This window comes from Pseudomonas sp. JV245A (assembly GCF_032424515.1).
In the GTDB taxonomy this organism is placed as follows: domain Bacteria; phylum Pseudomonadota; class Gammaproteobacteria; order Pseudomonadales; family Pseudomonadaceae; genus Aquipseudomonas; species Aquipseudomonas protegens.
The window spans coordinates 1-16482 of sequence record NZ_VYKE01000074.1 but is presented as its reverse complement, the minus strand read 5'-3'; the positions used below and the strand labels follow the sequence as shown (position 1 = coordinate 16482).

At 62.4% G+C, this 16482-nt stretch carries 14 protein-coding genes; 11 read left to right on the top strand and 3 right to left on the bottom strand.

The genetic code is table 11. The features are described 5' to 3' along the window. Positions 1–60 precede the first annotated feature (60 nt). From guaB to F6S12_RS19325, 4 genes are all read left to right on the top strand, one after another. A complete protein-coding gene (gene guaB / locus F6S12_RS19340) occupies positions 61–1530 on the top strand; it encodes an IMP dehydrogenase (RefSeq protein ID WP_015636874.1) in 1470 nt (489 codons plus the stop codon). Positions 1531–1634: 104 nt separating this feature from the next. Beyond that, entirely contained in the window at positions 1635–3212 is a 1578-nt protein-coding gene (gene guaA, locus F6S12_RS19335; RefSeq protein WP_011063192.1) for a glutamine-hydrolyzing GMP synthase, read from the top strand. Positions 3213–3534: 322 nt separating this feature from the next. Further along, on the top strand, positions 3535–3813 hold the full coding sequence (locus tag F6S12_RS19330; RefSeq protein WP_152686414.1) for a hypothetical protein: 279 nt from the start codon (positions 3535–3537) through the stop codon (positions 3811–3813). Positions 3814–3818: 5 nt separating this feature from the next. Then, positions 3819–4340 (top strand): helix-turn-helix transcriptional regulator, encoded by a 522-nt coding sequence (locus F6S12_RS19325; RefSeq protein WP_161466614.1) that lies wholly within the window; start codon positions 3819–3821, stop codon positions 4338–4340. A gap of 78 nt (positions 4341–4418) precedes the next feature. Here F6S12_RS19325 and F6S12_RS19320 read toward each other — a convergent pair whose 3' ends face one another. The 3 genes from F6S12_RS19320 to treR all read right to left on the bottom strand — a co-directional run bounded on the left by F6S12_RS19320 (position 4419) and on the right by treR (position 6734). Then, a complete protein-coding gene (locus F6S12_RS19320; protein WP_152686413.1) occupies positions 4419–5024 on the bottom strand; it encodes a hypothetical protein in 606 nt (201 codons plus the stop codon). Between the two features lie 140 nt (positions 5025–5164). Continuing rightward, positions 5165–5884, bottom strand: a complete 720-nt coding sequence (locus tag F6S12_RS19315) for a hypothetical protein (protein ID WP_125062140.1) — start codon at positions 5882–5884, stop codon at positions 5165–5167. A 145-nt stretch (positions 5885–6029) separates the two neighbouring features. Continuing rightward, positions 6030–6734: a trehalose operon repressor gene (gene treR / locus F6S12_RS19310; RefSeq protein WP_011063188.1), complete on the bottom strand. Its 705-nt coding sequence runs from the start codon at positions 6732–6734 to the stop codon at positions 6030–6032. A gap of 229 nt (positions 6735–6963) precedes the next feature. On the opposite strand from treR, the gene treP reads away from it, so the two are divergent. The 7 genes from treP to tadA all read left to right on the top strand — a co-directional run bounded on the left by treP (position 6964) and on the right by tadA (position 16428). Next, positions 6964–8406 carry a PTS system trehalose-specific EIIBC component gene (gene treP, locus F6S12_RS19305; RefSeq protein WP_011063187.1) on the top strand — a complete coding sequence of 481 codons (1443 nt, stop codon included), beginning with the start codon at positions 6964–6966 and terminating at the stop codon, positions 8404–8406. A gap of 60 nt (positions 8407–8466) precedes the next feature. Next, the gene (gene treC / locus F6S12_RS19300; protein ID WP_315869220.1) at positions 8467–10116 is read left to right on the top strand and encodes an alpha,alpha-phosphotrehalase; all 1650 of its coding nucleotides are present in this window, start codon (positions 8467–8469) and stop codon (positions 10114–10116) included. A 134-nt stretch (positions 10117–10250) separates the two neighbouring features. Next, positions 10251–11474, top strand: a complete 1224-nt coding sequence (locus tag F6S12_RS19295) for a carbohydrate porin (protein ID WP_315869219.1) — start codon at positions 10251–10253, stop codon at positions 11472–11474. Between the two features lie 60 nt (positions 11475–11534). Continuing rightward, positions 11535–14072: a phosphoenolpyruvate--protein phosphotransferase gene (gene ptsP / locus F6S12_RS19290; RefSeq protein ID WP_315869218.1), complete on the top strand. Its 2538-nt coding sequence runs from the start codon at positions 11535–11537 to the stop codon at positions 14070–14072. Between the two features lie 2 nt (positions 14073–14074). Continuing rightward, entirely contained in the window at positions 14075–14365 is a 291-nt protein-coding gene (locus tag F6S12_RS19285; RefSeq protein ID WP_011063183.1) for a PTS transporter subunit EIIB, read from the top strand. 198 nt (positions 14366–14563) lie between these two features. Then, entirely contained in the window at positions 14564–15940 is a 1377-nt protein-coding gene (locus F6S12_RS19280) for a multicopper oxidase family protein (RefSeq protein WP_015636864.1), read from the top strand. After that, positions 15940–16428 carry a tRNA adenosine(34) deaminase TadA gene (gene tadA / locus F6S12_RS19275; protein WP_011063181.1) on the top strand — a complete coding sequence of 163 codons (489 nt, stop codon included), beginning with the start codon at positions 15940–15942 and terminating at the stop codon, positions 16426–16428. Before F6S12_RS19280 ends, tadA begins: the two co-directional genes overlap by 1 nt. The last annotated feature ends 54 nt before the right edge of the window (positions 16429–16482 follow it).

The following is a 16482-nucleotide window of genomic DNA, read 5'->3' as shown; positions in this document are numbered from 1 at the left end:
CCCGGGTAGCTGTCTGAGTATAATGGCGCGCTTCCATTTTCCCGCCCGGGAGCCCCCGCGATGCTGCGTATCAGCCAAGAAGCCCTCACCTTCGACGACATTCTCCTAGTGCCCGGTTATTCCGAAGTACTGCCTAATGAAGTCAGTCTTAAGACCCGTTTGACCCGTGGCATCGAGCTGAATATTCCACTGGTTTCCGCCGCCATGGACACCGTCACTGAAGCCCGTCTGGCAATCGCCATGGCTCAGGAAGGCGGCATCGGCATCATCCACAAGAACATGACCATCGAGCAGCAGGCTGCCGAAGTGCGCAAGGTCAAGCGTTTCGAAGCCGGTGTGGTCAAGGACCCGATCACCATCGAGGCCGACGCCACCGTGCGTGACCTGCTCGAACTGACCAGCATGCATAACATCTCCGGTGTGCCGGTACTGCACAACGGCGACCTGGTGGGCATCGTGACTTCCCGTGACGTGCGTTTCGAAAGCCGTCTGGAAGTCAGCGTCCGTGAAGTGATGACGCCTAAAGAGCGCCTGGTCACGGTCAAGGAAGGCGCCGACAAGACCGCCGTCCGCGAGCTGCTGCACAAGCACCGCATCGAGCGTGTACTGATCGTCGACGACGCCTTCGCTCTCAAGGGCATGATGACCGTCAACGATATCGAGAAAGCCAAGGCTTACCCTCTGGCCAGCAAGGACGACCAGGGTCGCCTGCGCGTCGGCGCTGCGGTCGGTACTGGCAAGGACACTGGCGATCGCGTTGCTGCGCTGGTCAATGCCGGTGTCGACGTGGTGGTGGTGGACACCGCCCACGGTCACTCCAAAGGCGTGATCGACCGCGTTCGCTGGGTCAAGGAGAACTTCCCGCAAGTGCAGGTGATCGGCGGCAACATCGCCACTGGCGCTGCTGCCAAGGCCCTGGCCGAAGCTGGCGCCGACGCAGTCAAGGTCGGTATCGGCCCGGGCTCGATCTGCACCACCCGTATCGTTGCCGGTGTTGGCGTGCCGCAAATCAGCGCCATCGCCAATGTTGCAGCGGCGCTGGTAGGCACTGGCGTGCCGCTGATCGCCGACGGCGGTATCCGGTTCTCCGGTGACCTGTCCAAGGCCATCGTCGCCGGTGCTTCCTGCGTGATGATGGGTTCGATGTTCGCCGGTACCGAAGAGGCTCCAGGCGAGATCGAGCTGTTCCAGGGCCGCTCCTACAAGGCTTACCGTGGCATGGGTTCCCTGGGCGCCATGTCCCAGGCCCAGGGCTCTTCCGACCGCTACTTCCAGGACTCCTCCGCGGGTGCCGAGAAGCTGGTGCCGGAAGGTATCGAAGGTCGCGTGCCGTACAAGGGCACCCTGACCGCGATCATCCATCAGCTGATGGGCGGCCTGCGTTCTTCCATGGGCTACACCGGTAGCGCCAACATTGAAGAAATGCGCACCAAGCCGGAGTTTGTCCGCATCACCGGTGCCGGCATGGCTGAATCCCACGTCCACGACGTGCAGATCACCAAGGAAGCGCCAAACTATCGCGTAGGTTGATAGTGATCGCCTCCAGGCCAAGGCCCGGAGGCGATTGACGAATTTAGTAACCGGGGCTGTGTTTTTCAGCCCCGTGTCGTTTCTGAAATTAGACGAGACTGACCATGGCCCTCGACATTCACGCTCACCGTATCCTGATCCTCGACTTCGGTTCCCAGTACACCCAACTGATCGCCCGCCGTGTGCGCGAGATCGGGGTCTACTGCGAACTGCATCCGTTCGACATGGACGACGAAGCGATCCGCGAATTCGCTCCCAAAGGTGTCATCCTCGCCGGCGGCCCCGAATCCGTGCACGAAGCCAACAGCCCTCGCTGCCCGCAGGCGGTGTTTGACCTGGGCGTCCCGGTCTTCGGCATCTGCTACGGCATGCAGACCATGGCCGAGCAGTTGGGCGGCAAGGTCGAAGGCTCCGAGCTGCGTGAGTTCGGCTATGCCCGGGTTGATGTGGTCGGCAAGAGCCGCCTGCTGGACGGCATCGAAGACCACGTCGACGCCGACGGCCTGTTCGGCCTAGACGTTTGGATGAGCCACGGTGACAAGGTCACCAAGATGCCGGAAGACTTCCACATCCTGGCCAGCACCCCGAGCTGCCCGATTGCCGGCATGTTCAACGACGACCTGCGCTACTACGGCGTGCAGTTCCACCCGGAAGTGACCCACACCAAGCAGGGCGGTCGCATCCTGTCGCGCTTCATCCTCGATATCTGCGGCTGTGAAGCGCTGTGGACCCCGTCGAAGATCGCCGAGGACGCCATTGCCCAGATCCGTGCCCAGGTTGGCACCGACAACGTCCTGCTGGGCCTGTCCGGCGGCGTCGACTCCTCGGTGGTCGCGGCCCTGCTGCACAAGGCCATCGGCGACCAGCTGACCTGCGTCTTCGTCGACAACGGCCTGCTGCGCCTGCACGAAGGCGAGCAAGTAATGGCCATGTTCGCCGAGAACATGGGCGTCAAGGTGATCCGCGCCAACGCCGAGGAGCAGTTCCTCAATAACCTGGCCGGCGAAGCCGACCCGGAGAAGAAGCGCAAGATCATCGGCCGTACCTTCATTGACGTGTTCGATGCCGAATCCTGCAAGCTGGAAAACATCAAGTACCTGGCCCAGGGCACCATCTACCCGGACGTGATCGAGTCGGCTGGCGCGAAAAGCGGCAAGGCCCACGTGATCAAGTCGCACCACAACGTGGGCGGCCTGCCGGAGGAAATGAACCTCAAGCTGGTCGAGCCACTGCGCGAGCTGTTCAAGGACGAAGTCCGCCGTCTGGGCCTGGAACTGGGCCTGCCGTACGACATGGTCTACCGTCACCCGTTCCCGGGCCCGGGCCTGGGTGTGCGCATCCTTGGTGAAGTGAAGAAGGAATACGCCGACCTGCTGCGTCGCGCCGACCACATCTTCATCGAAGAGCTGCGCAAGGCCGACTGGTACCACAAGGTCAGCCAGGCATTCGTGGTGTTCCAGCCGGTGAAATCCGTGGGCGTGGTAGGTGATGGCCGTCGTTACGCCTGGGTCGTGGCCCTGCGCGCCGTGGAAACCATCGACTTCATGACCGCACGTTGGGCGCACCTGCCTTACGAACTGCTGGAAACCGTCAGCGGCCGGATCATCAACGAGATCGAAGGCATCTCCCGCGTCACCTACGACGTGTCGAGCAAGCCGCCGGCCACGATTGAGTGGGAATGATCGGGGCCGAGTGATCGGCGCTTGATCCATTCGCGTTAGCCAATGGCGATCGGGACCTTCGGGTGTCGATCGCCATTGTCGTTTCTGGGGGATTGCCTGCGGTACACATCGGCATTTGTGTTGCAGGACCTTTGGAAGCGGCGCTTTTTCGCCTTCCGGCAATATCACGTAAGACATGCTCGGCCCCTTGTCCTGGGCTTCTCTCTACCCTTGGATCTCCCCCGCCTGTTTTTGCTGTGGCTTGTTCGCGGCGGGGTTTGATCGGACGGTACAAGGTTGTCGGTTGACAACCTTGTGTGACTGGCGATACTGGAGGCTATGGATGGCTCGTGCAACTCATCCCAAGAAGGACATTGAAATGGCCCTGCGCTACGCCGAATGGCAGGGCTGGCGCATCGAGGTCGGCGGTGGTCATGCCTGGGGGCAGATCTACTGTCCGTACAACAACGAAGTGTGTCGCTGTGGCGAGTTCTCCATCACCAGCGTATGGCGCACGCCGAAGAACCCGACCCAGCACGCCCGGGCGTTATGCCGGGTGATCGATAACTGCACCCTGAACCAGCTGCGTGGAGCCAAGTCGCCGGCAGCCCGCAAGGAGTAAGCACCATGGAATACCTGTTCACCCTCAACTACCTGCTGCCGCTGGAGGGCTGTGATCCGCTGCAACTGGTGGAGCGCCTCGGTGCGGCGGGTTGCACCGACGTCCTGGTGGGCACCGGCCTGGCCGGGCGCCTGGCCCTGGAGTTCAGTCGCGAGGCCGAGAGCGCCGAGGCGGCGCTGCTCAGTGCCCTGGCGGATATCAAGCGGATCATTCCCGAAGCGCGGCTGGTGGAGGCCAGCCCGGATTTTGTCGGCCTCAGCGAGATCGCCGAGATCGTCGGCGTGTCCCGGCAGAACATGCGCAAGCTGATGCTCGGCCATGCCGACAGCTTTCCCCTGGCGATCCATGAAGGCAGCGCTTCGCTGTGGCACTTGGCGGAGGTCCTGAGCTGGCTGGACAGCAAGGGCGGCTACGCCCTCAAGCACCCGGTGATCGAGGTGGCGCGGGTGGCGCAGCAGGTGAACACCGCCAAGGAGTCGCAGCGCATCGGCCCCCTCAGCGGTGAACTGGTGGCCTTGCTGGGCTGATGGGGTATTCGCCTGGCAACCTAGCTCCGATACGGTCTACGCGTGGTTAGGTGCCAGGTTGCCTTGGCGATCATGAAGTCAGACGCTGATCTGGAGGAGGCTGTCAGGTTCAATATAGGGTGGGTTCTCGACGACCTTGAGCTTTATAAGCCGCAGGTCACTGCGTCCTGAAGCGTATTCCTTGGCTTGCTCCACGCTCAGGGCTTGCGGATCGGAAGTCATTCGGAACTTAGTTCCACAGCCAAGCAGGTATTCACCTTCCTTGATTCCAGAAATGAAATCGATAGGCGCGAATGCCATGCCAGGCGGGCACTCTATTTCAAGGATCAGCGGTGCGCCTGATAGCGGGATGAATTTCCCCAGCTCGTTGATATCGCTCGTAGTCGACATGAAGGCTTGATAGGTGAAGGTTCCTTCAAGGGCTTGAAGTAATGGAACGGAAAACTCCGCCTCTGATGTCATTCGAAACAAGGTGATGGTGTCTGTTGGCGTAGCGCCTATGAGCTTCTTGAGATGCGATAGGTCGCTAAAAAATCTTTCCAGAGGCAGGCCGGCCTTTAAGCGACCGTTGAGCTCAAAGGCATAGTCGCCCTCAGCGGTCTTGTAGCTTTTGCATACCCGCAGAATATCTACACCGTGGGGAAGAGTGTCCAGATGCGCCTTGAAGGCTTGGTGGTGGTTCATGAAGGTCCTTGTTGGCAGCTTGCAAGATGATTAAGCGACGCATCTGTGTGCGGACGAAGGCTATCTATTGGGTGCAAACTGCCGAGTCGGTGATTTTCAGGAGACAGTGTATCGAAACGGGATTCCGTGAAGCACCACCCTTATGGTGTCAAACCCGCTTGTCCGCTATTCGGGGCTGCTGTGCCGCGGGTGCGGCTGCACTGCCAGATAAACACAGAGCCTACGGTGGTGGAGCCTATTTTCGATTGTGAATGCGCAATGAGTTCGGTTTTCAATCTGCCATTGAATCCGTTGAACGTCGTTTGCGGCACTCTATCGCCGGCCTGCGGAAAGCTTACCGCCCATTCGTTGGAAGGAAGAAAGCCACGGGGATTGCTCAAGTCGCGGGAGAACAGGCGGGCAAAGGCTTGCCGGCGGCCTTCTCGATCAGGCGCATTGGGATGTTGGGTATCGAACAATGTGCTGATAGTGCTGCTTTCACCACCCACGATGAGGAATCTGGCTCTCAGTCCGTTTGTGCTGATAAATGCCAGGCGCATAGCATCCTGGAAGATATTCTGTCGGACTTGATGCATATCGACAGCCGAACTCGGCCATTTGAGTTCAATGGCGCCGTACCAGATAACTGTATTAAGCGAACGTCCCAGAAGGGCCAGATCTACCCGTTTTTTTGTGTTTCCCCAGTCGGGTGGTAGCTGGCTGGTTGCCGGAAGAAATTGACCTTGTGCGTTTATGATCTGGGCCGTGACGGACCGGGCGGAGTCTTCGCCGGATAACTTGTTGAGATTCTGAGCGGTTTGAAGTTGGTGCCACCCAGAAAGGCCTGAGGCAATTTTTGTAGCCAGTAAAGGTCGGTTCATCGCTGCTCCATGCAATGTGTAAGTAATCGAGTCAGCAAGCTCCCATGTGGTGATCTACAGAGGCCGGCAATTTACTGACATGGATAAGGTGTCCTGCAACCAGTGTCACTGATAGACGTATGCGTCCTCGGAGATGGTTGCTGAATCAGCGCCGCGCCACGTCGGAGAAGTAGAACTTGTCCAGGGTGTGCCGTGATTCGGTGTACTCGAACTGGCGCCCGTCCTGGAGAAAGGTCTGGTTGCTCACCACGATCACGTGGCTCTGGCCGTCCAGGTCGAGCAACTGCTGGTCGTCCTTGCTCCGCGGGCTGGCCTCGATGGTGCGTTGGGCGTAGCTGATGCTCAATTGCAGGGTTTGTTCGATGTAGGCATAGATCGACTGCTCGGCGATCTGCCGGTCCAGCCCTGGAATCAGATCGGCGACAAAGTGGTTGATGTCGAGAATCACCCGTTTGCCGTCAATGCGCCTGACCCGCTTGATCCGGGTGATCAGGCTGCCTTCTTCGGCTTGCAGATGGGCCCGCAGCGGGCCTTCGAGAGGAAACTGGCTGAACTCCACCACCTCGGTGCTGACGTCATCCCCCAGGCCTGGATAGGTTTCCTGGAAGCTGACGATGCCGCCCAGTTGGAACTCGATGGGATTGGGCGAGAGCACGAAGGTGCCCTTGCCGTGGATCTTCTGCGCGAAGCCGCGCTCCTGCAGCAGTTCGATGGCCTTGCGCACGGTGCCGCGGCTGGCCTGGTAGCTGTCCATCAGTTCGCTTTCCGAAGGCAGGCGGGCGCCACGCTCCAGACGTTCGGTGGTGATGCTGGCAAGCAGATCGCTGTAGATCTGGTTGTATTTGCTCATGGGATGGCTCTGCGCCGCGCTGTGCTCAAGGCAGGCACCTTAAGGGCTGCGCGGGGTATTTGTCCATGTACCTGGCAGGCCGGAGTCGGCTCGGAAAAGCACATTTCGAGCGTTGGCCAGAAGAAAAATCCAAACTCGTCTGTACGAGTTGTTGATTTAACTCGTACAGACGAGTAGTTTCCTCCTCGGCGTGCTGCCAATAACAAAAAACTCAGGTGGAAGAACGAGCATGAGCCACGACTATTCAACGATCGCCAGCGAGTTGCTGCACAGCCTCGGTGGCGCCGACAACCTCGAGCAGGCTGCCCATTGCGTGACCCGCCTGCGCCTGGCCCTGAAGGACCCGAGCCGGGTCGACAGCGCCACGCTCAACCAGATCGACCTGGTCAAGGGATCGTTCTTCACCGGCGGCCTGTTCCAGGTTGTGATCGGCCCCGGCGAAGTGGAAAAGGTCTATGCGGCGCTGCGTGAGCAGACTGGCCTTGCGGCCTCGACCATTGCCGATGTGAAGGACAAGGGCGCGCAGAAGACCCACGCCATGCAGCGCCTGGTGCGGGTGTTCTCCGATGTGTTCATGCCTATCCTGCCGGCCCTGATCATCGCCGGCCTGCTGATGGGGGTGAACAACCTGCTGGGTGCCAAGGGCATGTTCATCGAGGGCCAGACCCTGCTCGAGGCCTACCCGGGCCTGGACGGGCTGTGGAGCCTGATCAACCTGATGGCCAACACTTCCTTCGTGTTCCTGCCGGCCCTGGTGGGCTGGTCGGCAGCCAAGCGCTTCGGCGGCAGCGAGATCCTCGGCATCGTCCTGGGGCTGATGCTGGTGCACCCGGACCTGCTCAACGCCTGGAACTACGGCAAGGCCGTGGCCGGGCTGGATGGCCAGAGCCTGCCGTACTTCGACATCCTCGGCCTGTTCCAGATCGAGAAGGTCGGCTACCAGGGGCAGATCCTGCCGATCCTGCTGGCAGCCTATGTGATGAGCGTGATCGAAAAATGGCTGCGGGCCCGGGTGCCCAACGCCATTACCCTGCTGGTGGTGCCCATCACCACCATCGTGGTCACCGGGGTGCTGGCCCTGGCGATCATCGGCCCGGTGACCCGCCATCTGGGGATCCTGATCACCGAAGGCGTGGTCACCCTGTTCGACCTGGCGCCGGTGGTGGGTGGGGCGATCTTTGGCCTCCTCTATGCGCCGCTGGTGATCACCGGCATGCACCACATGTTCCTGGCGGTCGATCTGCAACTGATCTCCACCCAGGGCGGCACCTTTATCTGGCCCATGATCGTCATGTCCAACCTGGCCCAGGGCAGCGCGGCCCTGGCGGTGTTCACCATGAGCCGCAATGCCCGGGACCGCAGCATGGCTTCGACCTCGGCGATCTCGGCCTATTTCGGCATCACCGAGCCGGCGATGTTCGGCGTCAACCTGCGCTACAAGTTTCCGTTCTATGCCGCGCTGATCGGTTCGGCCCTGGGCAGCATCTTCCTCTCGCTGAACAAGGTCCAGGCCTCGGCTATCGGCGTCGGTGGGCTGCCGGGGTTCATCTCGATCATTCCGCAATACATCCCGATGTTCGTGATCGGCATGGTCGTCGCCCTGGTGGTGCCTTTCGTCCTGACCTGCGGCCTGAGCCTGAAGATCATCCGTCCCGGCTACCGAGTGGCCTGACCGGCCCTGCAGGAGCCGGCTCGCCGGCGAATGCCCTCGCACTTTCCAAAGGATTCCCCCATGCAAGACTGGCAGCGTTCGGTGATCTACCAGATCTACCCGAAAAGTTTTCACAGCCACCAAGGGCAGGCCACCGGCGACCTGCTGGGAGTGGTAGACAAGCTCGACTACCTGCACTGGCTGGGGGTCGATTGCCTGTGGTTGACCCCGTTCCTGCGTTCGCCGCAACGCGACAACGGCTATGACATCAGCGACTACTACGCCATCGATCCCAGCTACGGCAGCATGGCCGACTGCGAATTGCTGATCGCCGAGGCCGGCAAGCGCGGGATCAAGCTGATGCTGGACATCGTGGTCAACCACACCTCCATCGAGCACGCCTGGTTCCAGCAGGCGCGCAGCAGCCTGGACAACCCCTACCGGGACTTCTACATCTGGCGCGATGAGCCCAACAACTGGGAGTCCAAGTTCGGCGGCTCGGCCTGGGAATACGAAGCGCAGACCGGGCAGTACTACCTGCACCTGTTCGATCACACCCAGGCCGACCTCAACTGGGACAACCCCCAGGTGCGTGCCGAAGTCTTCAAGATGATGCGCTTCTGGCGGGACAAGGGCGTCGGCGGCTTTCGCCTCGACGTGATCAACCTCATCTCCAAGCCTGCGGACTTCCCCGAGGACCAGAGTGATGGCCGGCGCTTCTATACCGATGGCCCGAACGTTCATGAGTACTTGCAGGAAATGCATCGGGAAGTGTTCGCCGGCCATGACCTGGTGAATGTCGGCGAGATGTCGTCCACCCGCCTGGAACACTGCATCCGCTACTCGAACCCGGAGTCGAAGGAGTTGTCCATGACCTTCAACTTCCATCACCTGAAGGTGGATTACCCCAATCAGCAGAAGTGGCTGCGAGCCGATTTCGACTTCCTCGAGCTCAAGCGCATCCTCTCCGACTGGCAAACCGGCATGCAGGCCGGTGGCGGCTGGAATGCGCTGTTCTGGTGTAACCACGATCAGCCCCGGGTGGTATCGCGCTTTGGCGACGACGGCGAACACCGTGTGGTGTCGGCGAAGATGCTGGCCACCGCATTGCACCTGCTGCAGGGCACGCCCTTTGTCTATCAGGGCGAAGAACTGGGCATGACCAATCCGCATTTCCAGCGCATCGAGCAGTATCGCGACGTCGAGACCCTGAACATCTACCGCCTCAAGCGCGAGGCCGGTGAAGAGCCGCAGGCCATCATGGCGGCGATCCAGCAGAAGTCCCGGGACAACGGGCGTACGCCAATGCAGTGGAATGCCGGGGCCAATGCCGGTTTCAGCAGCGGCACCCCCTGGATCGAGGTTGCGGCCAATGCTGGCCAGATCAATGTCCAGGTACAGCTCGACGACCCGCAATCAGTGCTGCACCACTATCGCCAATTGATCGCGTTGCGCCGTGAGCAGGGTTTGATCCAGCACGGCGTCTATCGCCAATTGCTGCCCGAGCATCCGCAGGTCTGGGCCTACGTGCGGGAAGGGCAGGGCGAGCGACTGCTGGTGGTGAGCAACTTCTACGGTTCGCCGTGCGAGGTTGAATTGCCGCTGGAGGTCATCGAGCCGGGCATGCAGCAGCGCCTGCTGATCAGCAACTACCCGGGGGATGGCGCCCGCAGCCGGCATTTGCGGCTGCGGCCCTATGAGTCCTTCGTCCTGCACCTGACCGACTGCTGACAATCCTCGCAGAAGCTGCCGGGCGGTTTGCCTCTGCCGTGAATGCGCTGTTGCAGATACAGCGCAGGGCTTCGTTCGTCGGCAAGCCGGCTTCTGCGGATCGAAATATCACAATAAAAATAATGGGGTGGCTTATGAAAACAACAATAAATCGCGGCCTGGCGGCGTCCTGCCTGTGCCTGGCATTGCCCTTTCCGGCCCAGGCCCTGGAGTTCGCCGGCTACCTGCGCAGCGGCCTTGGCACTTCGGTCAACAGCGGCCCGCAATCCTGCTTTCAGCTACCCGGCGCGCCCTCCAAGTACCGCCTGGGCAACGAGTGCGAGCAGTACGCCGAGCTTGAGCTGCGCCAGGACCTGTACACCCTGGAGGACGGTTCGGTACTCAGCGTCGACGGCATGGCCTCGCTCTACAACCGCTACGACCGCAACCTGACTTTCCAGGGTGAGAACGGCTCGGCGCGCATGCCGCAGATGTACGCCCAGTGGTCGAACCTGCCCAGCCTCAATGGCGGCTCGCTGTGGGCCGGGCGCCGTTACCACAAGCGTAACGACATCCATATTTCCGACTTCTACTACTGGAACCAGAGCGCCACCGGCGGCGGGGTCGAGGACGTGCGCATCGGCGATCTGAAATACAGCTACGCCTTTTCCCGCAAGGACAACCTCTACCAGAAGCAGGCCGTGAGCCGTCACGACTTCAACGTTGCCGGCTTCCAGACCAACCCCGGCGGCGAGCTGGAGCTGGGCCTGAGTTACCTGGAAAAGCCCGATCGCCGTGGTGCCCACAATGGCTGGGCGATCACCACCCAGCATGTGCAGAAAGACTTCTTCGGTGGCAAGAACAAACTGGCCCTGCAATACGGTGAGGGGCCCGGTACCGGCCTGGGCTACACCGGCAATCCCTACCTGGATGACGGCAACAAGAGCTATCGCCTGGTGGAGTTCTTCGATTGGCAGGTCACCCCGCGCTTCGGCGGCCAGGTAGAGGCGGTCTATCAGAAGGACATTCGCCCCGACGGCCAGGACCAGAACTGGATCTCCCTGGGTGTGCGCCCGGCCTATGCCATCACCGAACAGTTCAAGCTGGTGACCGAGTTTGGCCACGATCAGGTGGAAGCGCCCGGGGGCACGCGCAAACTCAGCAAGTTCACCTTCGCGCCCACCTGGTCGCCCAAGGGGCCGGAGTTCTGGGCGCGGCCCGAGGTGCGCCTGTATTACACCTATGCCAGCTGGAACGAGGCCGCCAAACGCGCGGCCAACGAACTGGCGGCCGGCTCCGCGCTGTCCGACAGCGGTGTATTCGGCACCGCCCGACACGGTGCGAACGTCGGTTTGCAGGTCGAGTACTGGTGGAAATAAGCGATGCTGTCGGGGCTCGCGCTCCATCGGCACTTCAAGGAATCATTAGCAGGTGACGTCATGGCCATAACCCAACCCTTGCAATTGCTCGCGCCGCTGTCCGGGGTGCTGCTGCCCCTGGACCAGGTTCCGGACCCGGTGTTTTCCAGCCGGGTGATCGGCGACGGCGTGTGCATCGACCCGACTTCCCAGACCCTCTGCGCACCTCTGTCCGGGGTGATCAGCAACCTGCAGCACAGCGGCCATGCAGTGAGCATCACCGGTGAACAGGGCCAGCAGGTGCTGATGCACATCGGGCTGGACACGGTGAACCTCGCAGGCAAGGGCTTCACCTGTCTGGTCGAGGAGGGTCAGCAGGTCTCGGCAGGCCAGCCGCTGATCGAGTTCGATGCTGATTATCTGGCCCTGCACGCGCGCAGCCTGTTGACCCTGATGCTGGTGGTCAGTGGCGAGGCGGTGACGGGACTGGTGTCCGACAGCCTGCTGGTGGAGCTGGGACAGCCGGTGTTGCAGATCGAGCCCGCCTGCGCAGAGGAAGGGGCCAAGGTCGAGGGCGCTGAAACTGAGGCGCTGTTTTCCAAACCGCTGATCCTGGGCAACCCCCAGGGGCTGCATGCACGTCCGGCGGCGTTGCTGGCCCAGGCCGCCAAGGGCTTTGCCGCGAATATCTGCCTGCACCGGCGCCAGGACTCGGCCAATGCCAAGTCCCTGGTGTCGATCATGGCGTTGCAGACGGTGCAGGGCGATGTCTTGCAGGTCAGTGCTGCGGGTGCGGATGCCGAGCAGGCGATCCAGGTTCTGGTGGAGCTGCTGGCCTCGGGTTGTGGCGAGAAAGTCAGTGCTGCGGCGCCGAGTCCTGAGCCAGTAGCGGCGCGGGATGAGTCGTTGGAGACGGTTCTGCGGGGTGTCTGTGCGTCACCGGGTTCGGCGGTCGGCCAGGTGGTCCATGTGGCTGAGCAGCGCTTGCAGATAAGCGAGTGGGCGGCGAACCCGCAGCAGGAGCGCGAAGTCCTTGAGCAGGCCTTGCGAGAGGCGGTGCGGGGCCTGCAACAGCTGCGGGACAATGCCCCGGGTGAAGCACAGCAGGAAATCTTCCGCGCCCACCAGGAACTCCTCGACGACCCGAGCCTGTTGCAGCAAACCGAAGCCCTGATCGTCGCCGGCAAGAGCGCCGCCTTTGCCTGGAACAGTGCCATCGAGGTTACCGCCGAGCTGTTCAAGGGCCTGGGCAGCACGCTGCTGGCTGAACGCGCGGTGGATCTGGCGGACGTCGGCCAACGGGTGCTCAAGCTGATTCTCGGGGTGCAAGAGCATGCCGTGAGCTTGCCGGACCAGGCCATTCTGATTGCCGAGCAACTGACGCCCTCGCAGACCGCCAGCCTGGACACGGCCAAGGTGCTGGGGTTTGCCACTGTCGGCGGCGGCGCCACCAGCCACGTGGCGATTCTCGCCCGAGCCCTGGGCCTGCCGGCGATCTGTGGGCTGTCGCCCCGGGTCCTGTCCCTGGCCAACGGCACCCGGGTGCTGCTGGATGCCGATCGCGGAGAACTGCATACGGACCCTGACCCGCAACGCTTGCAGCAACTGGAGTCCCTGCGTCAGCAGCAACGCCTGCGCCAGCGTCAGGACCTGGCCCAGGCGGCGCAACCGGCGGTGACCCGCGATGGTCATCATCTGGAGGTCACGGCCAACATTGCCTCTCTGGCGGAGGCCGAGCAGGCCATGAGCCTGGGAGGCGAGGGCGTCGGCCTGTTGCGTTCGGAGTTCCTCTACCAGGACCGCAGCCACGCCCCCAGCCTGGAGGAGCAGGCTGAAACCTATCGGGCCATCGCCCAGGCCCTGGGCCCTGAGCGCAATCTGGTGGTGCGCACCCTGGACGTGGGCGGCGACAAGCCCCTGGCCTATGTGCCCATGGACAGTGAAGCCAACCCCTTTCTCGGCCTGCGTGGCATCCGCCTGTGCCTGGAGCGCCCCGAACTGCTGCGGGAGCAGTTCCGGGCGATTCTCGCCAGCGCCGGGCAGGCACGCCTGCACATCATGTTGCCCATGGTCAGCCAGCTGGCGGAGCTGCGTCAGGCGCGGCAGCTACTGGATGACGAGGTTCGGGCCCTGGGCCTGGCGGAAAGGCCCAAGTTGGGCATCATGATCGAGGTGCCTTCTGCGGCCCTGATGGCAGACCGCTTTGCTCCGGAGGTGGATTTCTTCTCCATCGGCACCAACGACCTGACCCAGTACACCCTGGCCATGGACCGTGATCATCCGCGCCTGGCCAGTCAGGCCGACAGCTTCCACCCGTCGGTGCTGCGCCTGATCGCGCGAACGGTGCAGGCCGCCCATGCCCACGGCAAGTGGGTCGGAGTCTGTGGTGCACTGGCGTCCGAAACCCTGGCAGTGCCGCTGTTGCTGGGCCTGGGGGTGGACGAACTGTCGGTGAGCGTGCCGTTGATTCCGGCCATCAAGGCCCGGGTACGCGAGCTGGATCTGAGCGAATGCCAGGCGCTGGCAGCTCGGATCATCGATCTGGAGGACGCGGTTCAGGTACGTGAATACCTGCACAAGCAGCAAGTCGCAGCCGATTCACTGGTTCTGGAGAACTGAAAATGTTCGAGAAATTGCAACGCGCGTTCTGGAAAGCCCTGACTCCGGACCTGATCCCTGATCAGCCGAAGGCCCCCAGGGCCAACGGCAATGTTCTGAATGACGCAATGCTGGCGGCGCTGGGTGGCAGTGCCAACATCAAGAGCCAGCAACCCCTGGCCCTGACCCGCCTGCGCCTTGAGCTGCATGATCCGCAACTGCTGGACAGCAGCGCCTTGCGCGTGGCGGGGGTACCGGCGGTGATGCCCCTGGCCGGTGGCGTGGTGCATCTGCTGCTGGGATTGCAGGGCTGAGGGGGCTGTTCGCCGGCCAGCCGGCTCCTGCAAGAGCAACGGGCTTGCCAGCGAGCAGACTCTCGAAAACACCCATCGTTTCCCCGTATCGCCTGCGTCCCGTCGCCGCGCCGGCCTTACTGTTTCTCAACTGCGGGTGTATCGTATTCGCCTTTTGCGGGCCTGGGCCCGCGGCTGATACGTGAGGTAGTTGAGTCCATGTCCTTTACCCGTCGACAAATACTCGGTGGTCTGGCCGGTCTGGTAGTGGTGGGCGTGGGGGCGGGCGGCGCATCGCGTTATTGGCTGGGAAAGATGGCTGACGCCGAGGCGGGGCACGATTACGAGCTGATCGCCGCGCCACTGGACGTGGAGCTGGTGCCGGGGCACAAGACCGAGGCCTGGGCCTTCGGCCCTTCGGCGCCGGGTACCGAACTGCGGGTGCGGCAGGGCGAATGGCTGCGGGTACGCTTCATCAACCACCTGCCCGTGGCCACCACCATCCACTGGCACGGCATCCGCCTGCCCCTGGAAATGGACGGCGTGCCTTACGTCTCGCAACTGCCGGTGCTGCCCGGCGAATACTTCGACTACAAGTTCCGCGTGCCGGATGCCGGCAGCTACTGGTATCACCCCCATGTGAACAGCAGCGAAGAACTGGGTCGCGGCCTGGTGGGCCCGCTGATCATCGAAGAACGCGAACCCACCGGCTTCAAGTACGAGCGCACCCTGAGCCTGAAAAGCTGGCACGTGGATGAAGAGGGCGCGTTCATGCCCTTCAGCATCCCTCGGGAGGCGGCGCGCGGTGGTACGGCCGGGCGCCTGTCCACCATCAACGGTGTGTCCCAGGCGGTGATCGATCTGCCGGCCGGGCAGATCACCCGGGTGCGACTGCTGAACCTGGACAACACCCTGACCTACCGCATCAACATCCCGGATGTCGAAGCGCAGATCTACGCCCTGGACGGCAACCCCATCGAGCCGCGCCCCTTGGGCAAGGAATACTGGCTGGGCCCGGGCATGCGCATCTGCCTGGCGATCAAGGCGCCGGCGGCCGGTGTGGAGTTGTCCCTGCGCAACGGACCGGTGCGCCTGGGCACTTTGCGCTCGGTGGCCAACAACGACGCGCCCACCCAGTGGCCCGCTGCCTTGCCGGCCAACCCCGTGGCCGAGCCGGATCTCGACAACGCCGAGAAGCTCAACTTCAATTTCGAATGGGTTGGCTCGGTCTCGGTGAACGTGGACAATGGCAAGCCGCCTAGCCTGTGGCAGATCAACGGCCAGGCCTGGGACATCACCGACAAGACCTGCGCCGACCGCCCGATTGCCACCCTGAAAAAGGGCAAGAGCTACATTTTCGAATTGAAGAACATGACCCAGTACCAGCACCCGATCCACTTGCACGGCATGAGCTTCAAGGTCATCGCCTCGAACCGCAAGAAGATCACCCCCTACTTCACCGACACCTACCTGCTGGGCAAGAACGAGCGTGCCCGGGTCGCCCTGGTGGCGGATAACCCGGGGGTCTGGATGTTCCACTGCCACGTGATCGACCACATGGAAACCGGCCTTATGGCCGCCATCGAGGTGGTGTGATGCGCCAGATACGCCCGGCGCCGATCATCGACCGCAGCCGCGACCAGGACTTCATGCGTGAAGCCCTGGCCCTGGCCGCGCAGGGCGCTGCCCTGGGCGAGGTGCCGGTTGGCGCGGTGCTGGTGCTGGATGGGCAGGTCATCGGCCGTGGCTACAACTGCCCCATCAGCGGCAGCGATCCCAGCGCCCACGCCGAGATGGTGGCGATCCGCGAAGCGGCCCAGGCGGTGAGCAACTATCGCCTGCCCGGCAGCACCCTGTACGTGACCCTTGAACCTTGCAGCATGTGCGCCGGGCTGATCGTCCATTCGCGCATTGCCCGGGTGGTGTACGGCGCACTGGAACCCAAGGCCGGCATTGTGCAGAGCCAGGGGCAGTTCTTCACCCAAGGGTTTCTCAACCATCGAGTGCTGTACGAGGGCGGAGTTCTGGCCGAGGAGTGCGGCACGGTGCTGAGCGAATTCTTCAAGGCGCGTCGAGCGCGCTGATCTCAAACCGGTTCGCGGCCTACACAAAACCGTAGGAGCCGGCTTGCCGGCGAA

Coding starts and splice junctions, on each gene's coding strand:
- guaB (WP_015636874.1), top strand. CDS start 61: ATGCTGCGTATCAGCCAAGAAGCCCTCACCTTCGACGACATTCTCCTA.
- guaA (WP_011063192.1), top strand. CDS start 1,635: ATGGCCCTCGACATTCACGCTCACCGTATCCTGATCCTCGACTTCGGT.
- F6S12_RS19330 (WP_152686414.1), top strand. CDS start 3,535: ATGGCTCGTGCAACTCATCCCAAGAAGGACATTGAAATGGCCCTGCGC.
- F6S12_RS19325 (WP_161466614.1), top strand. CDS start 3,819: ATGGAATACCTGTTCACCCTCAACTACCTGCTGCCGCTGGAGGGCTGT.
- F6S12_RS19320 (WP_152686413.1), bottom strand. CDS start 5,024: ATGAACCACCACCAAGCCTTCAAGGCGCATCTGGACACTCTTCCCCAC.
- F6S12_RS19315 (WP_125062140.1), bottom strand. CDS start 5,884: ATGAACCGACCTTTACTGGCTACAAAAATTGCCTCAGGCCTTTCTGGG.
- treR (WP_011063188.1), bottom strand. CDS start 6,734: ATGAGCAAATACAACCAGATCTACAGCGATCTGCTTGCCAGCATCACC.
- treP (WP_011063187.1), top strand. CDS start 6,964: ATGAGCCACGACTATTCAACGATCGCCAGCGAGTTGCTGCACAGCCTC.
- treC (WP_315869220.1), top strand. CDS start 8,467: ATGCAAGACTGGCAGCGTTCGGTGATCTACCAGATCTACCCGAAAAGT.
- F6S12_RS19295 (WP_315869219.1), top strand. CDS start 10,251: ATGAAAACAACAATAAATCGCGGCCTGGCGGCGTCCTGCCTGTGCCTG.
- ptsP (WP_315869218.1), top strand. CDS start 11,535: ATGGCCATAACCCAACCCTTGCAATTGCTCGCGCCGCTGTCCGGGGTG.
- F6S12_RS19285 (WP_011063183.1), top strand. CDS start 14,075: ATGTTCGAGAAATTGCAACGCGCGTTCTGGAAAGCCCTGACTCCGGAC.
- F6S12_RS19280 (WP_015636864.1), top strand. CDS start 14,564: ATGTCCTTTACCCGTCGACAAATACTCGGTGGTCTGGCCGGTCTGGTA.
- tadA (WP_011063181.1), top strand. CDS start 15,940: ATGCGCCAGATACGCCCGGCGCCGATCATCGACCGCAGCCGCGACCAG.